16 protein-coding genes and 1 pseudogene are annotated in these 16126 nt (G+C 49.4%); 11 read left to right on the plus strand and 6 right to left on the minus strand.

Going from position 1 to position 16126, the window contains the following annotated elements:
• The first annotated feature begins 164 nt into the window (after positions 1-164).
• From LKH74_RS03940 to LKH74_RS03955, 4 genes and pseudogenes are all read left to right on the plus strand, one after another.
• Complete coding sequence (locus tag LKH74_RS03940; RefSeq protein WP_287788290.1) at positions 165-557, plus strand: hypothetical protein; 393 nt, start codon at positions 165-167, stop codon at positions 555-557.
• Positions 558-700: 143 nt separating this feature from the next.
• A pseudogene (locus LKH74_RS03945) lies at positions 701-913 on the plus strand (2,3-bisphosphoglycerate-dependent phosphoglycerate mutase); the annotation flags it as partial.
• Between the two features lie 517 nt (positions 914-1430).
• Positions 1431-1592, plus strand: a complete 162-nt coding sequence (locus tag LKH74_RS03950; RefSeq protein ID WP_287788292.1) for a GNAT family N-acetyltransferase — start codon at positions 1431-1433, stop codon at positions 1590-1592.
• Positions 1593-1993: 401 nt separating this feature from the next.
• Positions 1994-3865 carry a DUF5776 domain-containing protein gene (locus LKH74_RS03955; RefSeq protein ID WP_287788293.1) on the plus strand — a complete coding sequence of 624 codons (1872 nt, stop codon included), beginning with the start codon at positions 1994-1996 and terminating at the stop codon, positions 3863-3865.
• A 265-nt stretch (positions 3866-4130) separates the two neighbouring features.
• Here the strand turns inward: LKH74_RS03955 and LKH74_RS03960 are convergent, their stop codons facing one another.
• Together LKH74_RS03960 and LKH74_RS03965 are read right to left on the minus strand one after the other, a co-directional pair.
• On the minus strand, positions 4131-4358 hold the full coding sequence (locus tag LKH74_RS03960; protein ID WP_287788295.1) for a hypothetical protein: 228 nt from the start codon (positions 4356-4358) through the stop codon (positions 4131-4133).
• Positions 4355-4603, minus strand: a complete 249-nt coding sequence (locus LKH74_RS03965) for an AbrB/MazE/SpoVT family DNA-binding domain-containing protein (protein ID WP_287788297.1) — start codon at positions 4601-4603, stop codon at positions 4355-4357. The genes LKH74_RS03960 and LKH74_RS03965 overlap by 4 nt, the downstream gene beginning before the upstream one ends.
• Before the next feature lie 373 nt (positions 4604-4976).
• Here LKH74_RS03965 and LKH74_RS03970 point away from each other — a divergent pair, with 373 nt between their 5' ends.
• On the plus strand, positions 4977-8258 hold the full coding sequence (locus LKH74_RS03970; RefSeq protein ID WP_287788299.1) for a KxYKxGKxW signal peptide domain-containing protein: 3282 nt from the start codon (positions 4977-4979) through the stop codon (positions 8256-8258).
• 672 nt (positions 8259-8930) lie between these two features.
• Positions 8931-9455 (plus strand): ATP-binding protein, encoded by a 525-nt coding sequence (locus LKH74_RS03975; RefSeq protein ID WP_287788505.1) that lies wholly within the window; start codon positions 8931-8933, stop codon positions 9453-9455.
• Between the two features lie 82 nt (positions 9456-9537).
• On the opposite strand, the gene LKH74_RS03980 is transcribed toward LKH74_RS03975, so the two are convergent.
• On the minus strand, positions 9538-10056 hold the full coding sequence (locus LKH74_RS03980) for a MarR family winged helix-turn-helix transcriptional regulator (protein ID WP_167850112.1): 519 nt from the start codon (positions 10054-10056) through the stop codon (positions 9538-9540).
• A gap of 150 nt (positions 10057-10206) precedes the next feature.
• Here LKH74_RS03980 and LKH74_RS03985 point away from each other — a divergent pair, with 150 nt between their 5' ends.
• Entirely contained in the window at positions 10207-11142 is a 936-nt protein-coding gene (locus tag LKH74_RS03985; RefSeq protein WP_287788301.1) for an ATP-binding cassette domain-containing protein, read from the plus strand.
• A 13-nt stretch (positions 11143-11155) separates the two neighbouring features.
• Entirely contained in the window at positions 11156-11929 is a 774-nt protein-coding gene (locus LKH74_RS03990) for an ABC transporter permease (protein ID WP_135367049.1), read from the plus strand.
• 545 nt (positions 11930-12474) lie between these two features.
• Here the strand turns inward: LKH74_RS03990 and LKH74_RS03995 are convergent.
• The 3 genes from LKH74_RS03995 to LKH74_RS04005 all read right to left on the minus strand — a co-directional run bounded on the left by LKH74_RS03995 (position 12475) and on the right by LKH74_RS04005 (position 13717).
• Positions 12475-12825, minus strand: coding sequence for a type II toxin-antitoxin system PemK/MazF family toxin (locus LKH74_RS03995; RefSeq protein WP_287788302.1), 351 nt, complete (start codon positions 12823-12825; stop codon positions 12475-12477).
• On the minus strand, positions 12822-13076 hold the full coding sequence (locus tag LKH74_RS04000) for an AbrB/MazE/SpoVT family DNA-binding domain-containing protein (protein ID WP_135367047.1): 255 nt from the start codon (positions 13074-13076) through the stop codon (positions 12822-12824). Before LKH74_RS04000 ends, LKH74_RS03995 begins: the two co-directional genes overlap by 4 nt.
• A gap of 239 nt (positions 13077-13315) precedes the next feature.
• Positions 13316-13717 (minus strand): winged helix-turn-helix transcriptional regulator, encoded by a 402-nt coding sequence (locus LKH74_RS04005; RefSeq protein ID WP_135367046.1) that lies wholly within the window; start codon positions 13715-13717, stop codon positions 13316-13318.
• 99 nt (positions 13718-13816) lie between these two features.
• On the opposite strand from LKH74_RS04005, the gene LKH74_RS04010 reads away from it, so the two are divergent.
• From LKH74_RS04010 to LKH74_RS04020, 3 genes are all read left to right on the plus strand, one after another.
• Positions 13817-14779 carry a 2-hydroxyacid dehydrogenase family protein gene (locus tag LKH74_RS04010; protein WP_135367045.1) on the plus strand — a complete coding sequence of 321 codons (963 nt, stop codon included), beginning with the start codon at positions 13817-13819 and terminating at the stop codon, positions 14777-14779.
• 201 nt (positions 14780-14980) lie between these two features.
• Positions 14981-15544, plus strand: coding sequence for a hypothetical protein (locus LKH74_RS04015; RefSeq protein WP_287788303.1), 564 nt, complete (start codon positions 14981-14983; stop codon positions 15542-15544).
• 18 nt (positions 15545-15562) lie between these two features.
• Positions 15563-16126 (plus strand): hypothetical protein, encoded by a 564-nt coding sequence (locus LKH74_RS04020; RefSeq protein WP_287788305.1) that lies wholly within the window; start codon positions 15563-15565, stop codon positions 16124-16126.

Genomic DNA, 16126 nt, shown 5'->3' on the forward strand with positions numbered 1-16126 from the left:
ATCAGGGTGTGACCACTAAAATGGTTACATCCTTTTTTGATGGAAATAACGTGTATTGTTCAATGATAAGTGCATGGTGTTATGCTGTTGATATAGGAAGTTAAATGGTATATCATACAATTGGTACCGCTATCAATATGTGATTTTTGAGGGGAGAGTTAGTGATGAAAAAACGTTTCTTGCTAGTGATAATGAGTTTGCTGTTGGTTATGCCATTATTAGTGACACCGGTTTCAGCACAAGCTGCTGGTTCACCTAAGTCAGTTCGTGGTGCATGGAAGCATAAGAATAGTATCATGCGTATTTACAAAGGTAAAAAAATTACGTACTTAAACAAAGGGTTGAATAAATTTACAGATAAGGTTAATTGGCAGAATACGAGTATAGGTTATAGCTTTACTCCGGTAGGTGCTTCTACACCCCAGTATGCCAATAAAACTAAAAATGGAAAATTAAAGGTTTCATTATCGACGGCATTTCACCCAAATGCCAAACCAACCTATTATACAAAAATTAGTATTAAAAAATTTAATCATTATAAAGCAATTTGGCATTAGAATCTTAATTTTTTGATGTTGAACGATGTGGTATACATCAGAGTCTGCTTGATTATTTTCCTTGTCACTACCTGGCGCCTATTCAAGGAAAGTATAGTTACGAAAGGCTGGTCTGACAATTATTTTACCATACCGCCCTCAACCCATTCTGGGAAGACCAAATCGCACCAAAGCTGCTTGACGGCAAGAACGTAATCATCGCCGCTCACGGTAACTCACTGCGTGCCCTTTCCAAGTACATCGAACGGATCAGTGATGATGACATCATGAACCTTGAAATGGCAACCGGTGAACCAGTTGTCTACGACTTCGATGACAAGTTAAACATGACTAACAAGACGAAGTTGGGCAAGTAATTCCCAGCTGACTCGAAGCCGCCTCGTTTGTGGGGGCGGCTTTTTCGTGGGAAAAATTGAGAGTGTGGCGAAGAGCGATTAGGCAGTGAGCATTAACGGCAGTGGGCGGATTAGCCAGCATGGCTGATGCGACCGCTGGAGTTAAGCGCAACTGGCTGCTCGGTAGCTGCACGTTTAGTCACTAGTGGTTACTAGGACGCCGAAAGTCGGGTGAAAGTTTGATTGAGCTACAGGAGTATCGTGTAGAGAACTTGGAAGCCGTGATGCGGCTATTTCGAGAAACTGTCTCACGAGTGAATGCCAAGGACTATACGATAAGGCAGATAGAGGCGTGGCTAGGGTCCGACACCGCGGATGTTCGGGCCAAGTGGCAGACGTCCTTGTTAGCTCATTGCACTTATTTAGCTTGGTTGGACGAAGACTTGGTGGGTTTCGCTGATATGACGACTACGGGCTATTTAGACCGCTTGTTTGTTAGTGCCGATCTCAAGGTGAAGGCATCGCAACGAGGCTGCTGGTGGCCTTAGAACAGGCTATTCCGGTTGATTTATATACAACTAATGCTTCAATTACGGCACGCCCGTTCTTTGAAGCACGAGGCTTTCGGGTGGTAAGACGAAACTTGGTTGTCCGGGATGGTATCGAATTGATTAATTTCACAATGAAAAAGACAAAATAAACACTAGCTAATTTTAAAAAGCACGGTCAAACTCTAAGATGGGAGGTTGACCGTTTTTTTGTACAATATTTTCCGTTTGACATTTTTACCCAAAGTCACCTGACAATTGGCTTGGGAACAATGCGTCGACTGAGTCAGGAACACGCACAGGATAGGGAAAAGCGCGGCACGCCAATCCCATCATCGAGAAATAACGTGGAGACACTGACAGTGCACCTGGTTCACGTCCAGCAGACAAGTATGACAATTAGCTACACAAATTATTAGCATAAACTATAAAATATAAAAACGAAAAATGCACAATAAAATCAATCCTATTTTTGGTTAAATAAGTATACCAAATGTGATAAACTAAAGGTGTCATAATGACGACTATAACTTGTTTTAGGGAGGGAAATCTCTTGAAAAGAAGATGCGTTATATACTTACAGATCAGCCTAATGGCCATCCTACTGATTGCGACATTTTGGCTAGTGTGTCCAACCACAGTAGGTCATGCGGATACTGCTGCGGATATCAATCCGGTTACCCAAAAGCCAATTACTTTTTCAGACCAGCTGGATGATCTCTTGCCCCAAGGTGACTCTAACGCTGATATTGTCCGAGCGGCCTTGGAGCAATATAACATACGCAATAAATACGGCCAAGAGCGTTACGTTAAGATTTCCGGTGAACCATTGGCCTTTCTGGCGGAGGACAGCTACTCAATTTACATTGACCAGCCGATGACCGACTACACGCCGTTGTTGCGGATTGCTAGGGGCTTGTCCGGGCTGCATCTCTACAATCAGCCAGCCCTTAAATCAACGGACATCGCTACGATCACCAATGCCATGATGAGTCATCGCCAGACCTCTAGGGGCGAGGTTGTTTCCTTTCCGGCGGAGATCGATTTTTCTAAAAATAACTTAGGCAATTCAGAATTTACGACCTTTGTGCACACGGTTCAGTCGAACATCGACGTGATGACTTTTCGGTCGATACTCAAGCTGGGGTTTGCCCAAAATCGGGTGACTGATTTTAGTCCGTACTTGACCTATAAGCAAGCTTTGCTAAGCGAATCCGAGAATCAACAGTTTTCAGCCGCCAACCTGACGCTTGCGGCCCATTTCCAACAGGGGCACGGCAGTATCAGGCTCCCCGATACCAGTGCCGTGAAATTGGTCGGCAATACGCTCACGGTTCCCTTTGCGGCCTTTCCCGAAAATAAGATTCAGATGCAGCAAGATCCCAACCAAGAGGTGCCCACGGTGATTGGCTACCGGGTGGATCATGGCGAGTCGGATTATTTTGACGACCCCCAAAATGTTCAAACACATGTCGCTGCTAATCGATATCAAAAGAGTCAAGAAGGGGTGGCCCAGGATCAAGATGGTTTCGAAGAGTCATATGGGCTGGTTGTCGATCCGGAACACCCCATTCTCGAACTGGGGAGCAATGACCTGACGCTGGTGAATCAGTTGGATGCGCAACAACGAGTGACCAAGTATACGACGCGGTTAAGCACGGGCGAGCTGGATGACTTGAAGCAGCTGGTCCAGAGCTATCCGGGGTACTTTACCGGAGCGCTGTCCGACTTAGATACCTTACGAATCACCAACGTACCAGCTGGTAGCACGTCGGTTAAGGTTCGCGTGCTGTATTTTGCGGTTCCAGTTTCTAATTCTCCACTCAGCAGTGTCTTCTCTTATGCGCAAACGTATCAGATTCCGATTCCCAAGAAAACGACCGGTAACGCGGGTGCTTCAGGGGAAGCGACTGCACCCCAGCCGCATCCGGTAGCCCCACAACCGGACGCTGTGACCTCACGACCGGCCAAGGTAACCCAGAAGCTGGTCTGGTCCACGCGCAAGATTGGCTTGTATCGGCGACCAACTTTTATGACCAAGAATCGCTTGCGCTGGTACCAGAAGCAACCTCGCATCAAGCGGCCAATGTTTAAGGTCATTGGTTATGCCCGTTCCAAGCATGGCGTGTTGCGCTATCGCGTGCGCGAGGTCACCCCGGGGACTGCTGGACGCAAGGGCTACATCACCGCGAGAAAAGCCTTCGTCGACCGGGCCTACTACCAAACTACCGCCAAGAAAATCAAGGTTCTGAAGGGACTAAACGGCTATCGAACCACGGACCATTTGGGTAAACGGGCCCACTACAAGAAAGGACAGATCCTCCGGGTAAAGCGGCTGGTCAAATGCAAGCTGACGGCGCGTTACCAGTTGACGAACGGCCAATATGTCTCGGCGGCAAAGCGATTGGTTCTCAAGGTGAAATAGGTTAGACAGTGAGCGCTGAGCGGACAGACTGTTTTTGGCAATTGACATGACGACAGACAAAATACGGTTAGGCGTTGTTGCGGGCCCAGCCGTATTTTTACTGTCAGTTAAGTTAACGGGTGACTATTTTTTTCGATGAAAGCCGCAAGCTTGAGCATTTCTTTTTCAGTATCTTTGGCGAGAGTGGCTTCCATGACTAAGTCCTTCGCTATTTCTTTCGGCAGACTCAGCTGGAACCCATTAAGCTTAAGGAAAAGAAACATGCTCAAGTAAGCTGTCCGCTTGTTACCGTCAAAAAAACGTGTTTTTGTGTTATTTTTTGTAGCATGCAGGCCGCCTTTAACCAAATGGTTGGGTAAGCTTCGCGACCAAAAAAGGCAGCCTGGGGCTGATTAACAATGGCATCAAGTCCGTTGTTGTCAGCGATACCAATAGTACCTTCACCCGCACCGGTGATAACGCGCCGGTTGACCATGGTAAGTAAATATCTCATAGCTCTTTAAGTAAATCCATGACGCCCTTATTTTCAGCATAGGCCTCATTGAGAAGTTGATTAAAGTCATCACTGACAGCCATCCGGGGCTCTTCTTGCTTAATGATGACAGATTTCGAAGCGGGGTCGTACTTAACAATTAATTCATCACCAGGTCGAACATTTAAAGCCCGACTGATTTCCTTGTTCAAACGAATGGCGTTGGAACTACCTGATTTGAAAAGTTTTGTTTTAGCTTCTAACATGAAATAGCCTCCTTACGTACGTACAGTATAATATCTCGTATATACATCGAAAAGGGAAACGTCTGCTGAGGGGGGAGCTAGTTTTTAGTCAACGCAATCGCGTGCATTAGGGATTGTGGCGGAAAAGGAAAATGGTTGGTAAAGTTGATTTATTAACACTATTTATTATAGTTCGATAAGCTAGAAGCGGTACCAAGTCACTAATATCGATTTCTCCAGTTATCTCGTTTACAGGATACTCAGTTTTGGGTAAAAGCGATTACCTAAAAGGCGGATTGCTAAATGGGATTAACCTTGTTATACTTAAATTAAGTTTATCACAAATGAATCAAGTTGGTCATTTCACAGGCAAATATATCAAGGAGGAGTCCTCATGTATTTCAACCGGCATCAAATGGCAAACGTACACTATAAAATGTATAAGGTGGGTAAAAATTGGGCAGTAGGGTTGATTGCCGGTGTGGCCGTGACGGTCGGGCTGGGGATGGGACAAGCAATGCCCGCCGCGGCCGCTACTAACGACCCACCGCAAGCGGAATTGGCGGAGAACGGTGCAGACAAGGTGGCGCCAGCAACGGTGCCAGAAGCCACGGAAACTAGCGAAGAGCCGGCTGAACCGGTAGCTGATCCGAAACTAGAAGATACTTATGATGATGCGCAGACACAGGTTGATGAGGCTAATGACAAGTCGGCGGCCGTCAACGAGAGTCAGGAAAAATTGCAGGAGTTATTAGATCAGGCGGATTTGACTTCGCAAGCCGATTGGCAGAATCAACTGCAGAAAGCCTTAGATGAGTACCAGCAAAATGCGAACGGTTTCAACGACGCGGCCACAAAGGCCCAAGAACTGATCGATGCTTACCAGGCTAAGATTAATGGCACTATCAAGGAGCAACCCAACGCCGTCAAGGAAGTTACGCATCCGGACGGCACTACCGGAAGCGATTATCAGCAGGCCGTCACGGATTTTCAGGCTGGCGTGACTAAGCAGGTAGCGGCGGTACAAGACAGTATTGCCAATTATGACGTTTCCGTTCAGGTTAATCAGGTTGGTGCGGATTTGACCGATGCGGCTGGTGAGTTAACAGCTGCCCTCAAGGATTTTACGATCACGGATGAGGATCTACAAGGCTTGAAAGAAACTTATGACGATGCGCTTACGGCGTATAATTCAGCCGTTGCGGCATATAATGACCAGACAGGTGGCGACATCGCCGTTATTAAATCAGAGGATATTGCTGATTGGGACCAGGTCTTAGCCGACCGCCAAGTTCAACGGGCCTACGCCGCAGCTAACGCCCGCTATGTGGATATTTCCGCAGCGATTACGGCCTATCAAAATGCGGTTAGCAACAGTCGAAAAGCCATTGACGCCTACAATGACGCGTTACGGGAGCTATCTAAGACGGTGGATAACACGGATCTGAAGACCAAGCAACAGGCCATTGTGGACGCGATTGATCAGGTGGCTAAGGCGCAAAATGCCTACAAAGACTTTGTGAACAGTGAGGATAACCAACAAATCATTCAGGCTTATCTGACAGCAATTAATGAGCAGTCCTCCGACCTGGCAACCTACCAGGCAGCCTATGAGCAACTCAACATGGGCAAAGAATCGATTTTAAGCGCTGCTAACGAGGCATTGGCAAACTTACAGGGACAGTTAGTAGATTGGCAGGAAACGTATCAAGCGTATCTGGACGCCGTAATCGCGGCAGAAACCCAATCACTACCCGATTTTGGGAACCTGGCGACTGCAGTTGAAGACCAGCAAACGGCAGTGGCAACTGCGATTGAGGGGCTGGTGACGAGCCAGGATGCTTATCAAGCCGCGTTAACCGCTTATCAGACGGCACTAACGGCTAGTGGCCAGGCCACGCAAGCTAGTGATAAGGAGTTGCCAGATTTGTCAGCATTGCGGCAGAGCTTAGAGGCAAACCAGGCCAGTCTAGCTGCCGCTGAGACCTTGGCGGCGGATTTCCGACTGCAGCAGCGCCTGGCCCGCCTGAATACGATCATTGACGTCATCAACGGGGAACAAGCCATGTTGAAGACACTCTACAATGCCGCTTTTAAGGCGGATACGTGGTCAGTCTTAACCCAGAGTTTTTCGGCCATCGGTGATGACTTGGCTAACAAGGCAGCTGATTTTGCGCAAGCGATTAATGGGGGAAATGGTGAGTTGAGTTACGCGGACTTGCTGGCTGCTAGTTCGGATGACGATGCCTATCCAGCCGCAAAAGATGTCGCTGACCGGTACCAGGGTTTCTCTGACAAATTGACGGCATTTAAGGAGACCTATGACAAGTTTGTGGCAGAGCTGGCGGTGAGTGCACCGGATGAAGCCAATAATCAAGCCATCGCGGAGTCTATGAGAGATCCCAAACGCTTCTCGACTAATGGCTGGACGACAGGAGTGGAGGATGGAAGCGATTTTGTTTATGGGTCTGGCAGTAATATTTCCTTATTATTCTACTTTGGCGATAATTTAGATTATTTCACGGCACCCGCGCGTGATCATAAGATTACTAATCAGCAAGTCCATTTTTTCACCAATGGTTCCGATTCGGATAGCAACGACTTAGAATTTAAGTTTAGAGAAGGAGAGTCCGAAGAAAACGGCGACGTCCCTCTTTACGCGGTATTTAGTTCGGAGAAACGGGCTGAAATTGAAGCGGTGTTGCGGAACGTGGGACCTTACCGCAAAAATCCGTACAATAAAGAAGATAACCAAACGTATTACCTTACAGGATTTTGGTCGTCTGGTCAGGCTAAAGACGAATCGGAAGGCTGGTTTGAGCAGAGCTTTCCGCAAGGTGAGGCTGAACGCCAAGACTTTTACGTGTTTACCAGCCTTGATCCGATAGCTGAATTTATGGATCTATTGACGGGGACGACACCAGATTCAACTCATAATCAGCACTATTACTTCATGTATACAGCATCCCCGAAAATCACAACCAACTTCGTTGACGACGACGCTTTACCTGAAGTAGCCGAGCTGACAGTTGAAATTTCGACCCCTGATGAGCTGAAGACGGCTGATGTGCCAGTGATTTCAGCGCCAAATGGGGTGAAACAGGAGACGATAACCTTACCGGGTGGTGAGCAGGTTGAAACGGAAATTTCGACCCCGACCCTGCCGCAGGCGCCGACGGTCACGCTCAATCACATTCAAGAGTCCGCCACTAATCCGGGAACGCTTGGCGTAACGCCAACTGATCCAGGTGATTCGCAGTCGGAGAACCCGGACGCCGGTCAACCGGATGTGACGCCACCATCTGCAACAGCAGACGAAGGGACTCCCACGACGACGCCTATCAAGGCCCCTGGCAATGACACAGTAGCCAACGGCAAGGTGCAGAAGTTAGGCCTGAAGGCGGCTGGTGTCAAAGTCCACCAACAAGCGACGAGTGGTTCAGACCAGCCAGTCACGACGGGGTGGGCTGGCGACCAACAGGCCGGACGTATGGCCGCAAATGATGTTCGTTCGGCCGGGGCCGCTGATGCGTTGGCCACGAAGGCTAGCAATTCTGCAGCAACGTCCTTGCCACAAACCGACGAACAACGGTCGGGCCTGGCAGCCTGGATTGGCAGCTGGTTGTTGGCATTGGCCGGCGTTTCGCTAATCAAACGGCGGAAGAAACAAGACTAGCTGGCCAAACCTAGTGTTGCCGTACGTGCCGACTGGTTGGTTGTGTTGGAAGACTAGTGTTAATGTGTAAAATGCGGTTAGACTCTACGGGAGAGCCTAGCCGTATTTTGGATATCGGTTAAGTTAGTGGATAGCTGTACATTTGAGTGTCAATGTTTGACTATACTCCAGTAGCGCTGTGGGTGGTGCTTTCGGGTGGTGTGACCTGGCTGAGCGCTTCAATTATTGGAGCTTAAACGTTTTTTATGAATAGAGGATTGCCATGGATAGGGGGTGTGGTAAAATTAAGAAAATATTTTCCAGTTTAGGTATTGGTTGCGTTGAGCATAAAGGTGTTGAGCTTGAGGAAGCTATGTTGAGCTGAACGGAGAAGTGTTGAGCTTGAGGGAGCGATGTTGAGCTGAACGGAGAAGTGTTGAGCTTGAGAAAGCGATGTTGAGCTAAACGGAGAAGTGTTGAGCTTGAGAAAGTGATGTTGAGCTGAACGGAGAAGTGTTGAGCTTGAGAAAGTGATGTTGAGCTGAACGGAGAAGTGTTGAGCTTGAGAAAGTGATGTTGAGCTGAACGGAGAAGTGTTGAGCTTGAGGAAGCGATGTTGAGCTAAACAGAGAAGTGTTGAGCTTGGGAGAGCTATGTTGAGCTTGAGGGAGCTATAACTATACGGGGGATGATATTCGGATAGTGATGTTTGATGATAGGTTGGAGATTCATAGTCCAGGCTCACTTCCGGCTGTCGTGACAACTGCGAATATAAGACATACGCATTATTCTCGTAATCCATATATTGCAGGGGCCCTTACTGATTTTGGATGGGTAAGAGAATTTGGCGAAGGTGTCGATAGAATCTATAAAGATATGAGTGAGTTTTTTCTTGATGAACCAGTGTATGATGTTGATGCAAATAGTGTTAACTTAACTTTGAAGAATAATATTGTAATGAGGTCATTTAGAAAAAATAATGATCTGGAGTCTAGGATTGGATCAGATTGGGACTCCTCGAACTTTATTGAGCAAGCTGCAATCGGAATGGCATATGAACAAGGAAACATCAAAACGAAAGATGTGTTAAAACAGGTGGAAAATTACAGTGCAACTTCGGTGAGAAAAGCGCTGAAACATTTGACCGAGATGGGAATTTTAGAAAGAATTGCTTCAGCACCGACGTCTCCTAATCAGTACTATAAATTAATCAAATAAATATAGCGGTTAATCCCAAGCAAACTTAGGGATTAACCGCTTTTTAATGCCCGCTATCGGTGGGGATGCTGACATGACTATCCTACAAAAACCAATCCCGCAAGTGATCGGCCACCGACCGCTGGAAATTCTCGAACCAGTTGGGATTTTCCGTGTGAATCTCGTCGTACAGGCTGTTGTTGATCTTGGTTAAAATCGCAATCAGCTGGTCCAATTCAGTATCCGTCAGGTCGTCTAAATAGGCGGGAATCTTGGCGGATTCCTTGCTGGCGGTTCGACGACCGTGGTCGGTCAAGCGGATGATGGTCTTGCGCCGGTCGACCGTAGATTTTTCCTTAGAGACCAGGTTTTTCTTGACCAGCTTATTGACGAACTCGGCCGTGGATTGGGCCGTCATGTTCAAACGGTTGGCCAGCTCCTTTTGGGAGAGGCCGTCCGTTTGCGACAGTGCCAGCAGAATCTTTCCCTGGCCCTGAAATGGCGATTGCTGGTCGCCCTTGTTGGCGTGGCGGCGGTGAGCGAGGTCATCGGCCATGTGCTGGACCATGCCGTACTCGATGAGCTTGCCGGCCGCGTTTCTTTTTTTCGTTAAATTAGGCATGCTATCGCCCTCCATACAGCCATTATACCTGACATCGCCGTCGTGACCAGCGAAACTTGTGGCAAGATTGTTGACAAATTAATCAGGGGGCCTTATGATATTTTTTAATCAGGGGGACCTGATTAATAAATCAGCTAAGAGGGAATGAACATGTCTGAAGAAAATGCGATTGAAGTGCGGCACCTATCGAAACGCTTTGGGGATAATTTAGCGGTCGCTGACCTGTCGTTTAACGTTCACCGCGGTGAGGTGTTCGGTCTGTTGGGGCCCAATGGTGCCGGCAAGACCACGACGTTGCGGATGATCACCACGTTACTCAAGCCCGATGCCGGGCAGGTCAAGATCTTTGGCCACGACACCGCGACAGAGGGGCGCTTGGCGCGGTCATTGTTTGGATTGACCGGGCAATACGCCTCGGTCGACGAGGACATCTCGGCACGGGAGAACCTGATGATCTTTGCGCGGTTGAACGGGTTGTCCCGGGCGGATGCCAAGACGCGCACGGCGGAATTGTTGGCCGAGTTCTCGCTGGAACAGTCCGCGGATAAGGCCTTGAAACATTTTTCCGGCGGGATGCGGCGGCGCTTGGATTTGGCCGTCAGTCTGATCACGCGTCCGGCATTGATTTTTCTGGATGAACCCACGACCGGCTTGGATCCGCGGACGCGCACGCAGATGTGGACCACCATTCGGGGGTTAGTGGCCCAGGGGTCGACCATCGTGCTGACCACGCAGTATCTGGAGGAAGCCGATCAATTGGCCGACCGGTTGGCGGTCATTGACCATGGCAAATTGGTCAAGCTGGGCACGCCGGCCGAACTTAAGCAACAGGTCGGCGGCACGGTTCTAACGTTTACCGTGAACCAGGATAGTCAGGTCAAAGCGGCGTTGCGCATTTTAGCCCAAACCGTCGCCGGCAAAGTTCGGCAGAGCGGTCAACAACTCAGCGTCACCTTGTCCCAACTCACGCAGCTGACGCCGGTGTTAGAAACGCTGAAACGCGCCCAAGTGGCCGTCAGTCGGTTGTCTGTCACGGAGCCCTCACTGGACGACGCTTTCATGGCGTTGACCGTGGGGCAGAATTAGGAGGCTTGAAAATATGGATGTCCAAACACACAGTGGTAACGTGGTCATGAACACGGCCACGATGGCTTATCGCAATTTATTGAAGACGGTGCACAATCCGGACCGGTTCATGGATGTCATCATCCAGCCCGTCTTGTTCATGGTGATGTTCGGTTACCTGTTCGGCGGCGCGATTGCCGGCAACGTGCAGGCGTATTTGCCGACGATTGTCCCCGGTATCTTGGCACAAACGATGTTGTCGGCGGCGTCCGGGTCGGGGTCCCAGCTCCGCGAAGACCTGGACTCCGGCATCTTTGACCGGTTCAAATCGCTGCCAATGGCCCACATTGCACCGTTAGCCGGCCAGCTGTTCGCCGACAGTCTGCGGCTGGTGATTGCGGCCATAACCTCACTGACCACCGGCTTCTTGATGGGCTGGCGGCCCGCCGCGGGGTTCGGCTGGGTCCTGGTTTGCGGCCTACTGGCGATCTTTACTGGCTGGGCGCTGTCCTGGGTCTTTGCTTTATTGGGGCTGTTAGCCAAGCAGGCCACGACCGTCCAGAGCTTTTCGTTGATCACCATGCTGGTCCTGTCCTTCGTGTCCAACGCCTTCGTGCCGCTCAAATCGCTGACCAAACCATTGCGGGTGCTGGCGGACCTGAATCCCGTGACCTACGTGATCACCGCGATTCGCCAGATCTTAGCCACGGGTGGCTGGACGCACGAATCCCTGTTGGTGCTGGTCGCCGGTGTGATCATCGTGCTGGTCTTTGCGCCATTGACGGTGTGGGCTTATGACCGTAACTGAGGGGTAAAAGACGAAAATCGGCTAGAACAAGTGTTATCAGGCAATTTATGGCATCAAAAGTAGTCGTCTTCAGCCTCACAAGGCAACCCGGCCGCCTACCGTTCGTTAAATACGGGGTGGCGCGCTGGGACGAGTCGAGCCGAAGAACGGTCTCGCCGTCTCGCTTTGCGCCGAAAAATACGTCTATATCCGCCACATAGCCGAAACGTGCGCCAACAGGCAACTGGTTGCGCTTAACACTGCTAGACAAATAATCCAGACCCGGGATTATCCGCCTAGCACCGTTAATGCTCGCCAGTTAACCGCCTGTTGGCACACGCTTTTTAAAGGCAAAAGAAAACGCGTCTGGGAGGTTTGTCCCAGGCGCGTTTGGCGTTGATTGGCGCGGCCCACAGCTTCGGCAGGTGGGGTTCACAGGCCCAGGTCGCCCCGACTGCCCGGTTGAGCGCTGTTTAGCCCACGCGTGGTTTTGCTTACTGTTTAACTTGCCCCAACCCCAACTGGACATCGTGGACGTTCAGCTCGCGCAGGCGCTGGTCATTTTTTTAAAAGAAGTTCAGCAAGGCCTGTTGGACATCAGCCAATTCAGAGGTCGTCAACTGGGCAATGGGCGCAGAAGTTATCCGTTGCCTAGGATCAATGGAACGGAGATGCTGTGTCAATATGGTTCCTTGCACGTCCTGGTGGTTGGCCAGCTGAATAAAGAGTGGGGACTTGATGAACCGAGTTTCTTCTAAAAACTTCTTGCTTGAGCTGATAGGAACCACGATGATCGTATTGAAATAGTGATTGTAGTGGGCATTGCTGACCACAACACACGGGCGCTTTTTTCTTTGCGCGGTCCCTTTAGCTGGGTCGGAATCAACATAGTAGATTTCGCCGGGATTATAAGTCATTCAGGAATAACCTCGTCTCCCTGGTCATTCCCCCAAGCTAATTCATTGGTATCGAGATTGCCATAAACTTGTGCCTGCTGATTGACTTCATGCCAAAAATCAGTGTCCTTTTTAAGGGTAACAGTACCGTCGCTGAGTTGGAAAATAACTTTGTCCTGATTGGTTAGGCCTAATGAGTCCCGAACAGCCTTGGGAATGGTTAGCTGATTTTTTGAAGATAATTTGGCCTTAACGTTAACGACGTTCTTCATATGACCATCTCCTTACTTTTTCTTACTCAGATTACCATGTTAAAATCCATTTATCGACAAATTTAACCCGAGCGTGAGAGAAAACTAAAACCCGCGTCGATTGACAAATATCCTGGTCAGGCGGGCGTAAAAACTAGGGATTAAAACGGAAATTGGGGGACGTGGTTGCGTTTGCTATCCAGTAAGAAAATAAATAAAAAACCGGTCAGCCACCCACTTGAGCGCTTGACCGGTTTTGCTTACTGTTTCACCTGCCCCAACCCAAACTGGACATCGTGGACGTTCAGCTCGCGCAGGCGCTGGTCGCCCCAGTCGTACATGGCGTCGATGATGGGCAGTAGCGAGCGGCCTAGCGGCGTCAGGGAATAGGCGACCTTGACCCGCGGGCCATTGTCTTCGATCTCGCGGTCGATCAGGCTGTCTTCTTGGAGCTCCTTGAGCTTTTTAGCCAACTCCTTGTGCGAGGCGTGGGGCAACAGCGCCTGGAGTTCGTGAAAGTAGTAGCTGCCTTCGTGGCCCAGGTGATAAATGATATTGACTTTCCATTTGCCATTGAACATGGCCAGGGTGAACTCCTTGCGGCAGGTGTAATCGCCGTCACGGAGCCGTTGTTGGACGAGTTTGCGAACTGAATCAGTCATGTGATTTCCTCCTTGTAGAATGGGTAACTAAAAAGTGCGTTATTGAGAATGTATCCGTTTCCATTATACTAAGAGTATCAAAGCTTTAGGAGGCAAATTATGAAAAAAGTCTATTTAACCGCCCAGTTTCCGCAAGTTGCACTTGATGAATTGCAGCAAAACAATCTAGAGTTCGCCAGCTATACGGGTGAGGGCTTGATTTCACATGCCGAGTTGTTGCGCCAGGCGGCCAGCGCCGATTACCTGATCACCACGCTGTCCACCCAGGTCGACCGCGAGATTATTGACGCGGCACCCAAGCTCAAGTTGATCGCCAACTTTGGAGCCGGCTTCAACAACATTGATACCGACTACGCCAAATCCAAGGGCATTCAGGTCACCAACACGCCAGCGGTCTCCACGAATTCCGTGACGGAAGTGACCATGGGCCTGATGCTGGCGTTGAGTCACCGGATGGTCGAAGGTGACAAGCTGATGCGGACCAAGGGCTTTGCCGGTTGGGCCCCACTGTTCTTCTTGGGCCACGAGATTGCGGGCAAGCAGCTCGGGGTCGTAGGTCTGGGCAGTATCGGTAAGGAAGTTGCCAAACGCGCGCTGGCCATGGGGATGACCGTGGCTTACTACGGGCCACATCCTCTGTCAGACGCGGATGCCCAGGCACTCAACGTCCACTATCTGCCGTTAGAAGAGCTGATCAAGACCAGTGACTTCATCAGTATCAACGCACCGGGCACGCCACAGACGCACCACATGTTTGACGCGGCCGCCTTCGACAACATGAAGGACACGGCCTATCTGATCAACGTCGGCCGGGGACCAATCGTCGACGAGACGGCCCTGCTGGCAGCGTTGAAGGCTGGTAAATTGGCCGGAGCTGCTTTGGACGTTTACGAAAACGAACCCGAAGTTGACGACGGCTTCAAGGCCTTGGACAACGTGATTTTAGTGCCACACATTGGTAACGCCACCGTCGAAGCCCGGGACGCCATGGCCAACATCGTCGCGCACAACGTGGTCTTGCTGGACCAAGGTCAAGCACCAAAGTTCGTGGTCAACGCTTAGCGGACTTGATTTTAGCAAATTAAAGACAATGCGGAAGTCCATCGACTGGTGATTATCAGTTAGATGGACTTTTTTTGTAATGAATCATTTGAAATGACAAGTTGTGACACCCCCAATCGCTATAATGAAATTTAGTTAGTGGGATACATAAGCAACTGACGTGAACGACCACTAACAGAATGTAATTAGGAGGAACAGATTATGCGAGTGAATCATCTTTTAGGCGCCCTCTTAGTGGCGACCACGATCGGCATCGGTGGCACGACGCTGAATGCCCCGACCACGGCTCAGGCCAAGGCGAAGAGTAGTTTGGCGACCTTCCCCAAAAATATGCGGGGGACTTGGTACCACTATGAGGAGAACAATGGGTATTACTACAAGAGCATGAAGTTTACGACGAAGAAATTGGTTTTGCGGAACTACTTTGCTTTTGGTGACATCTCTACGACTAAGCGGACATTGAAATACGTTAAGGTGAAGAGTCTTTCAAGCTATGCCGAAACTGCCGACTTTACTCGTAAGAGTCGCAATCGTGTCAGTGCGTTTGCGGCTAAGAATGGCTATACCAGAATAGTGCCGGGTGGTCTATTGGTCACAGATGGCGGTGGAACTTACAAGGTAATTCACAAAAATTACAAAGGTAAGTCAGTAAAAGTGCTATATATGAAGGCTTATGAAGCGTTTAACTCCAGCTCCACAGATCACTTCTACCAAACCAAGGCGCAGGCTAAGCACTTCAATCCAGTTGGCGCAATGCACAAATAAGCAAGGAGGACGAAATCAATGAAATTCACAAATATGATGGGCGCATTACTGGCGACCGTTAGCTTGGGCGCGGCTTTAGCCGTGACGACGCCAACGACGGATGCGCAAGCCAGCACCAAGACGACCATGGCCAGTTTCCCCAAGAAATTTCAGGGAACCTGGTATTACTACCAGAAGGGCCACTACAACCGCTACACGATCAAGGCCAAGCAGACTTCGTTTCGGAACTTCAGTGGCAAGAAGTGGCGTACAGGGTATAGCCCAGTTAAGGTAACACCGCTGAACAAGAAAACTAAAAATGTGAAGAAATATCAGGGGGATACGGTTCTATTTATGAGTAAGGGCTGGTTGATGGATCATCCCTGGGAATACTATTCCAAAGGCATTAAGATCAATGATCCAGGAACAGAGGGCTATAAGATTGTGACGCGGCATTACCGGGGTAAAAAAATTAAATCACTATTCATTAATCGCGTGTGGGATGCTAGCAACGGCGAACTCCATCTGCAACACTACTACAAGACCAAAGCTCAGGCTAAGGCGTTTAACCCAACCGGTTTGATCGAAGACTATCCGGATTAG

This window comes from Levilactobacillus sp. (genome assembly GCF_022646225.1).
Classification (GTDB): Bacteria; Bacillota; Bacilli; order Lactobacillales; family Lactobacillaceae; genus Levilactobacillus; species Levilactobacillus suantsaiihabitans.

Excerpts from the sequence above, each read along its gene's own strand:
- LKH74_RS03990 (WP_135367049.1), top strand. The coding sequence starts at position 11,156 with ATGGATGTCCAAACACACAGTGGTAACGTGGTCATGAACACGGCCACG.
- LKH74_RS03985 (WP_287788301.1), top strand. The coding sequence starts at position 10,207 with ATGTCTGAAGAAAATGCGATTGAAGTGCGGCACCTATCGAAACGCTTT.
- LKH74_RS03940 (WP_287788290.1), top strand. The coding sequence starts at position 165 with ATGAAAAAACGTTTCTTGCTAGTGATAATGAGTTTGCTGTTGGTTATG.
- LKH74_RS04015 (WP_287788303.1), top strand. The coding sequence starts at position 14,981 with ATGCGAGTGAATCATCTTTTAGGCGCCCTCTTAGTGGCGACCACGATC.
- LKH74_RS03970 (WP_287788299.1), top strand. The coding sequence starts at position 4,977 with ATGTATTTCAACCGGCATCAAATGGCAAACGTACACTATAAAATGTAT.
- LKH74_RS03980 (WP_167850112.1), bottom strand. The coding sequence starts at position 10,056 with ATGCCTAATTTAACGAAAAAAAGAAACGCGGCCGGCAAGCTCATCGAG.
- LKH74_RS03995 (WP_287788302.1), bottom strand. The coding sequence starts at position 12,825 with ATGACTTATAATCCCGGCGAAATCTACTATGTTGATTCCGACCCAGCT.
- LKH74_RS04005 (WP_135367046.1), bottom strand. The coding sequence starts at position 13,717 with ATGACTGATTCAGTTCGCAAACTCGTCCAACAACGGCTCCGTGACGGC.
- LKH74_RS03960 (WP_287788295.1), bottom strand. The coding sequence starts at position 4,358 with ATGAGATATTTACTTACCATGGTCAACCGGCGCGTTATCACCGGTGCG.
- LKH74_RS04020 (WP_287788305.1), top strand. The coding sequence starts at position 15,563 with ATGAAATTCACAAATATGATGGGCGCATTACTGGCGACCGTTAGCTTG.
- LKH74_RS03965 (WP_287788297.1), bottom strand. The coding sequence starts at position 4,603 with ATGTTAGAAGCTAAAACAAAACTTTTCAAATCAGGTAGTTCCAACGCC.
- LKH74_RS04010 (WP_135367045.1), top strand. The coding sequence starts at position 13,817 with ATGAAAAAAGTCTATTTAACCGCCCAGTTTCCGCAAGTTGCACTTGAT.
- LKH74_RS04000 (WP_135367047.1), bottom strand. The coding sequence starts at position 13,076 with ATGAAGAACGTCGTTAACGTTAAGGCCAAATTATCTTCAAAAAATCAG.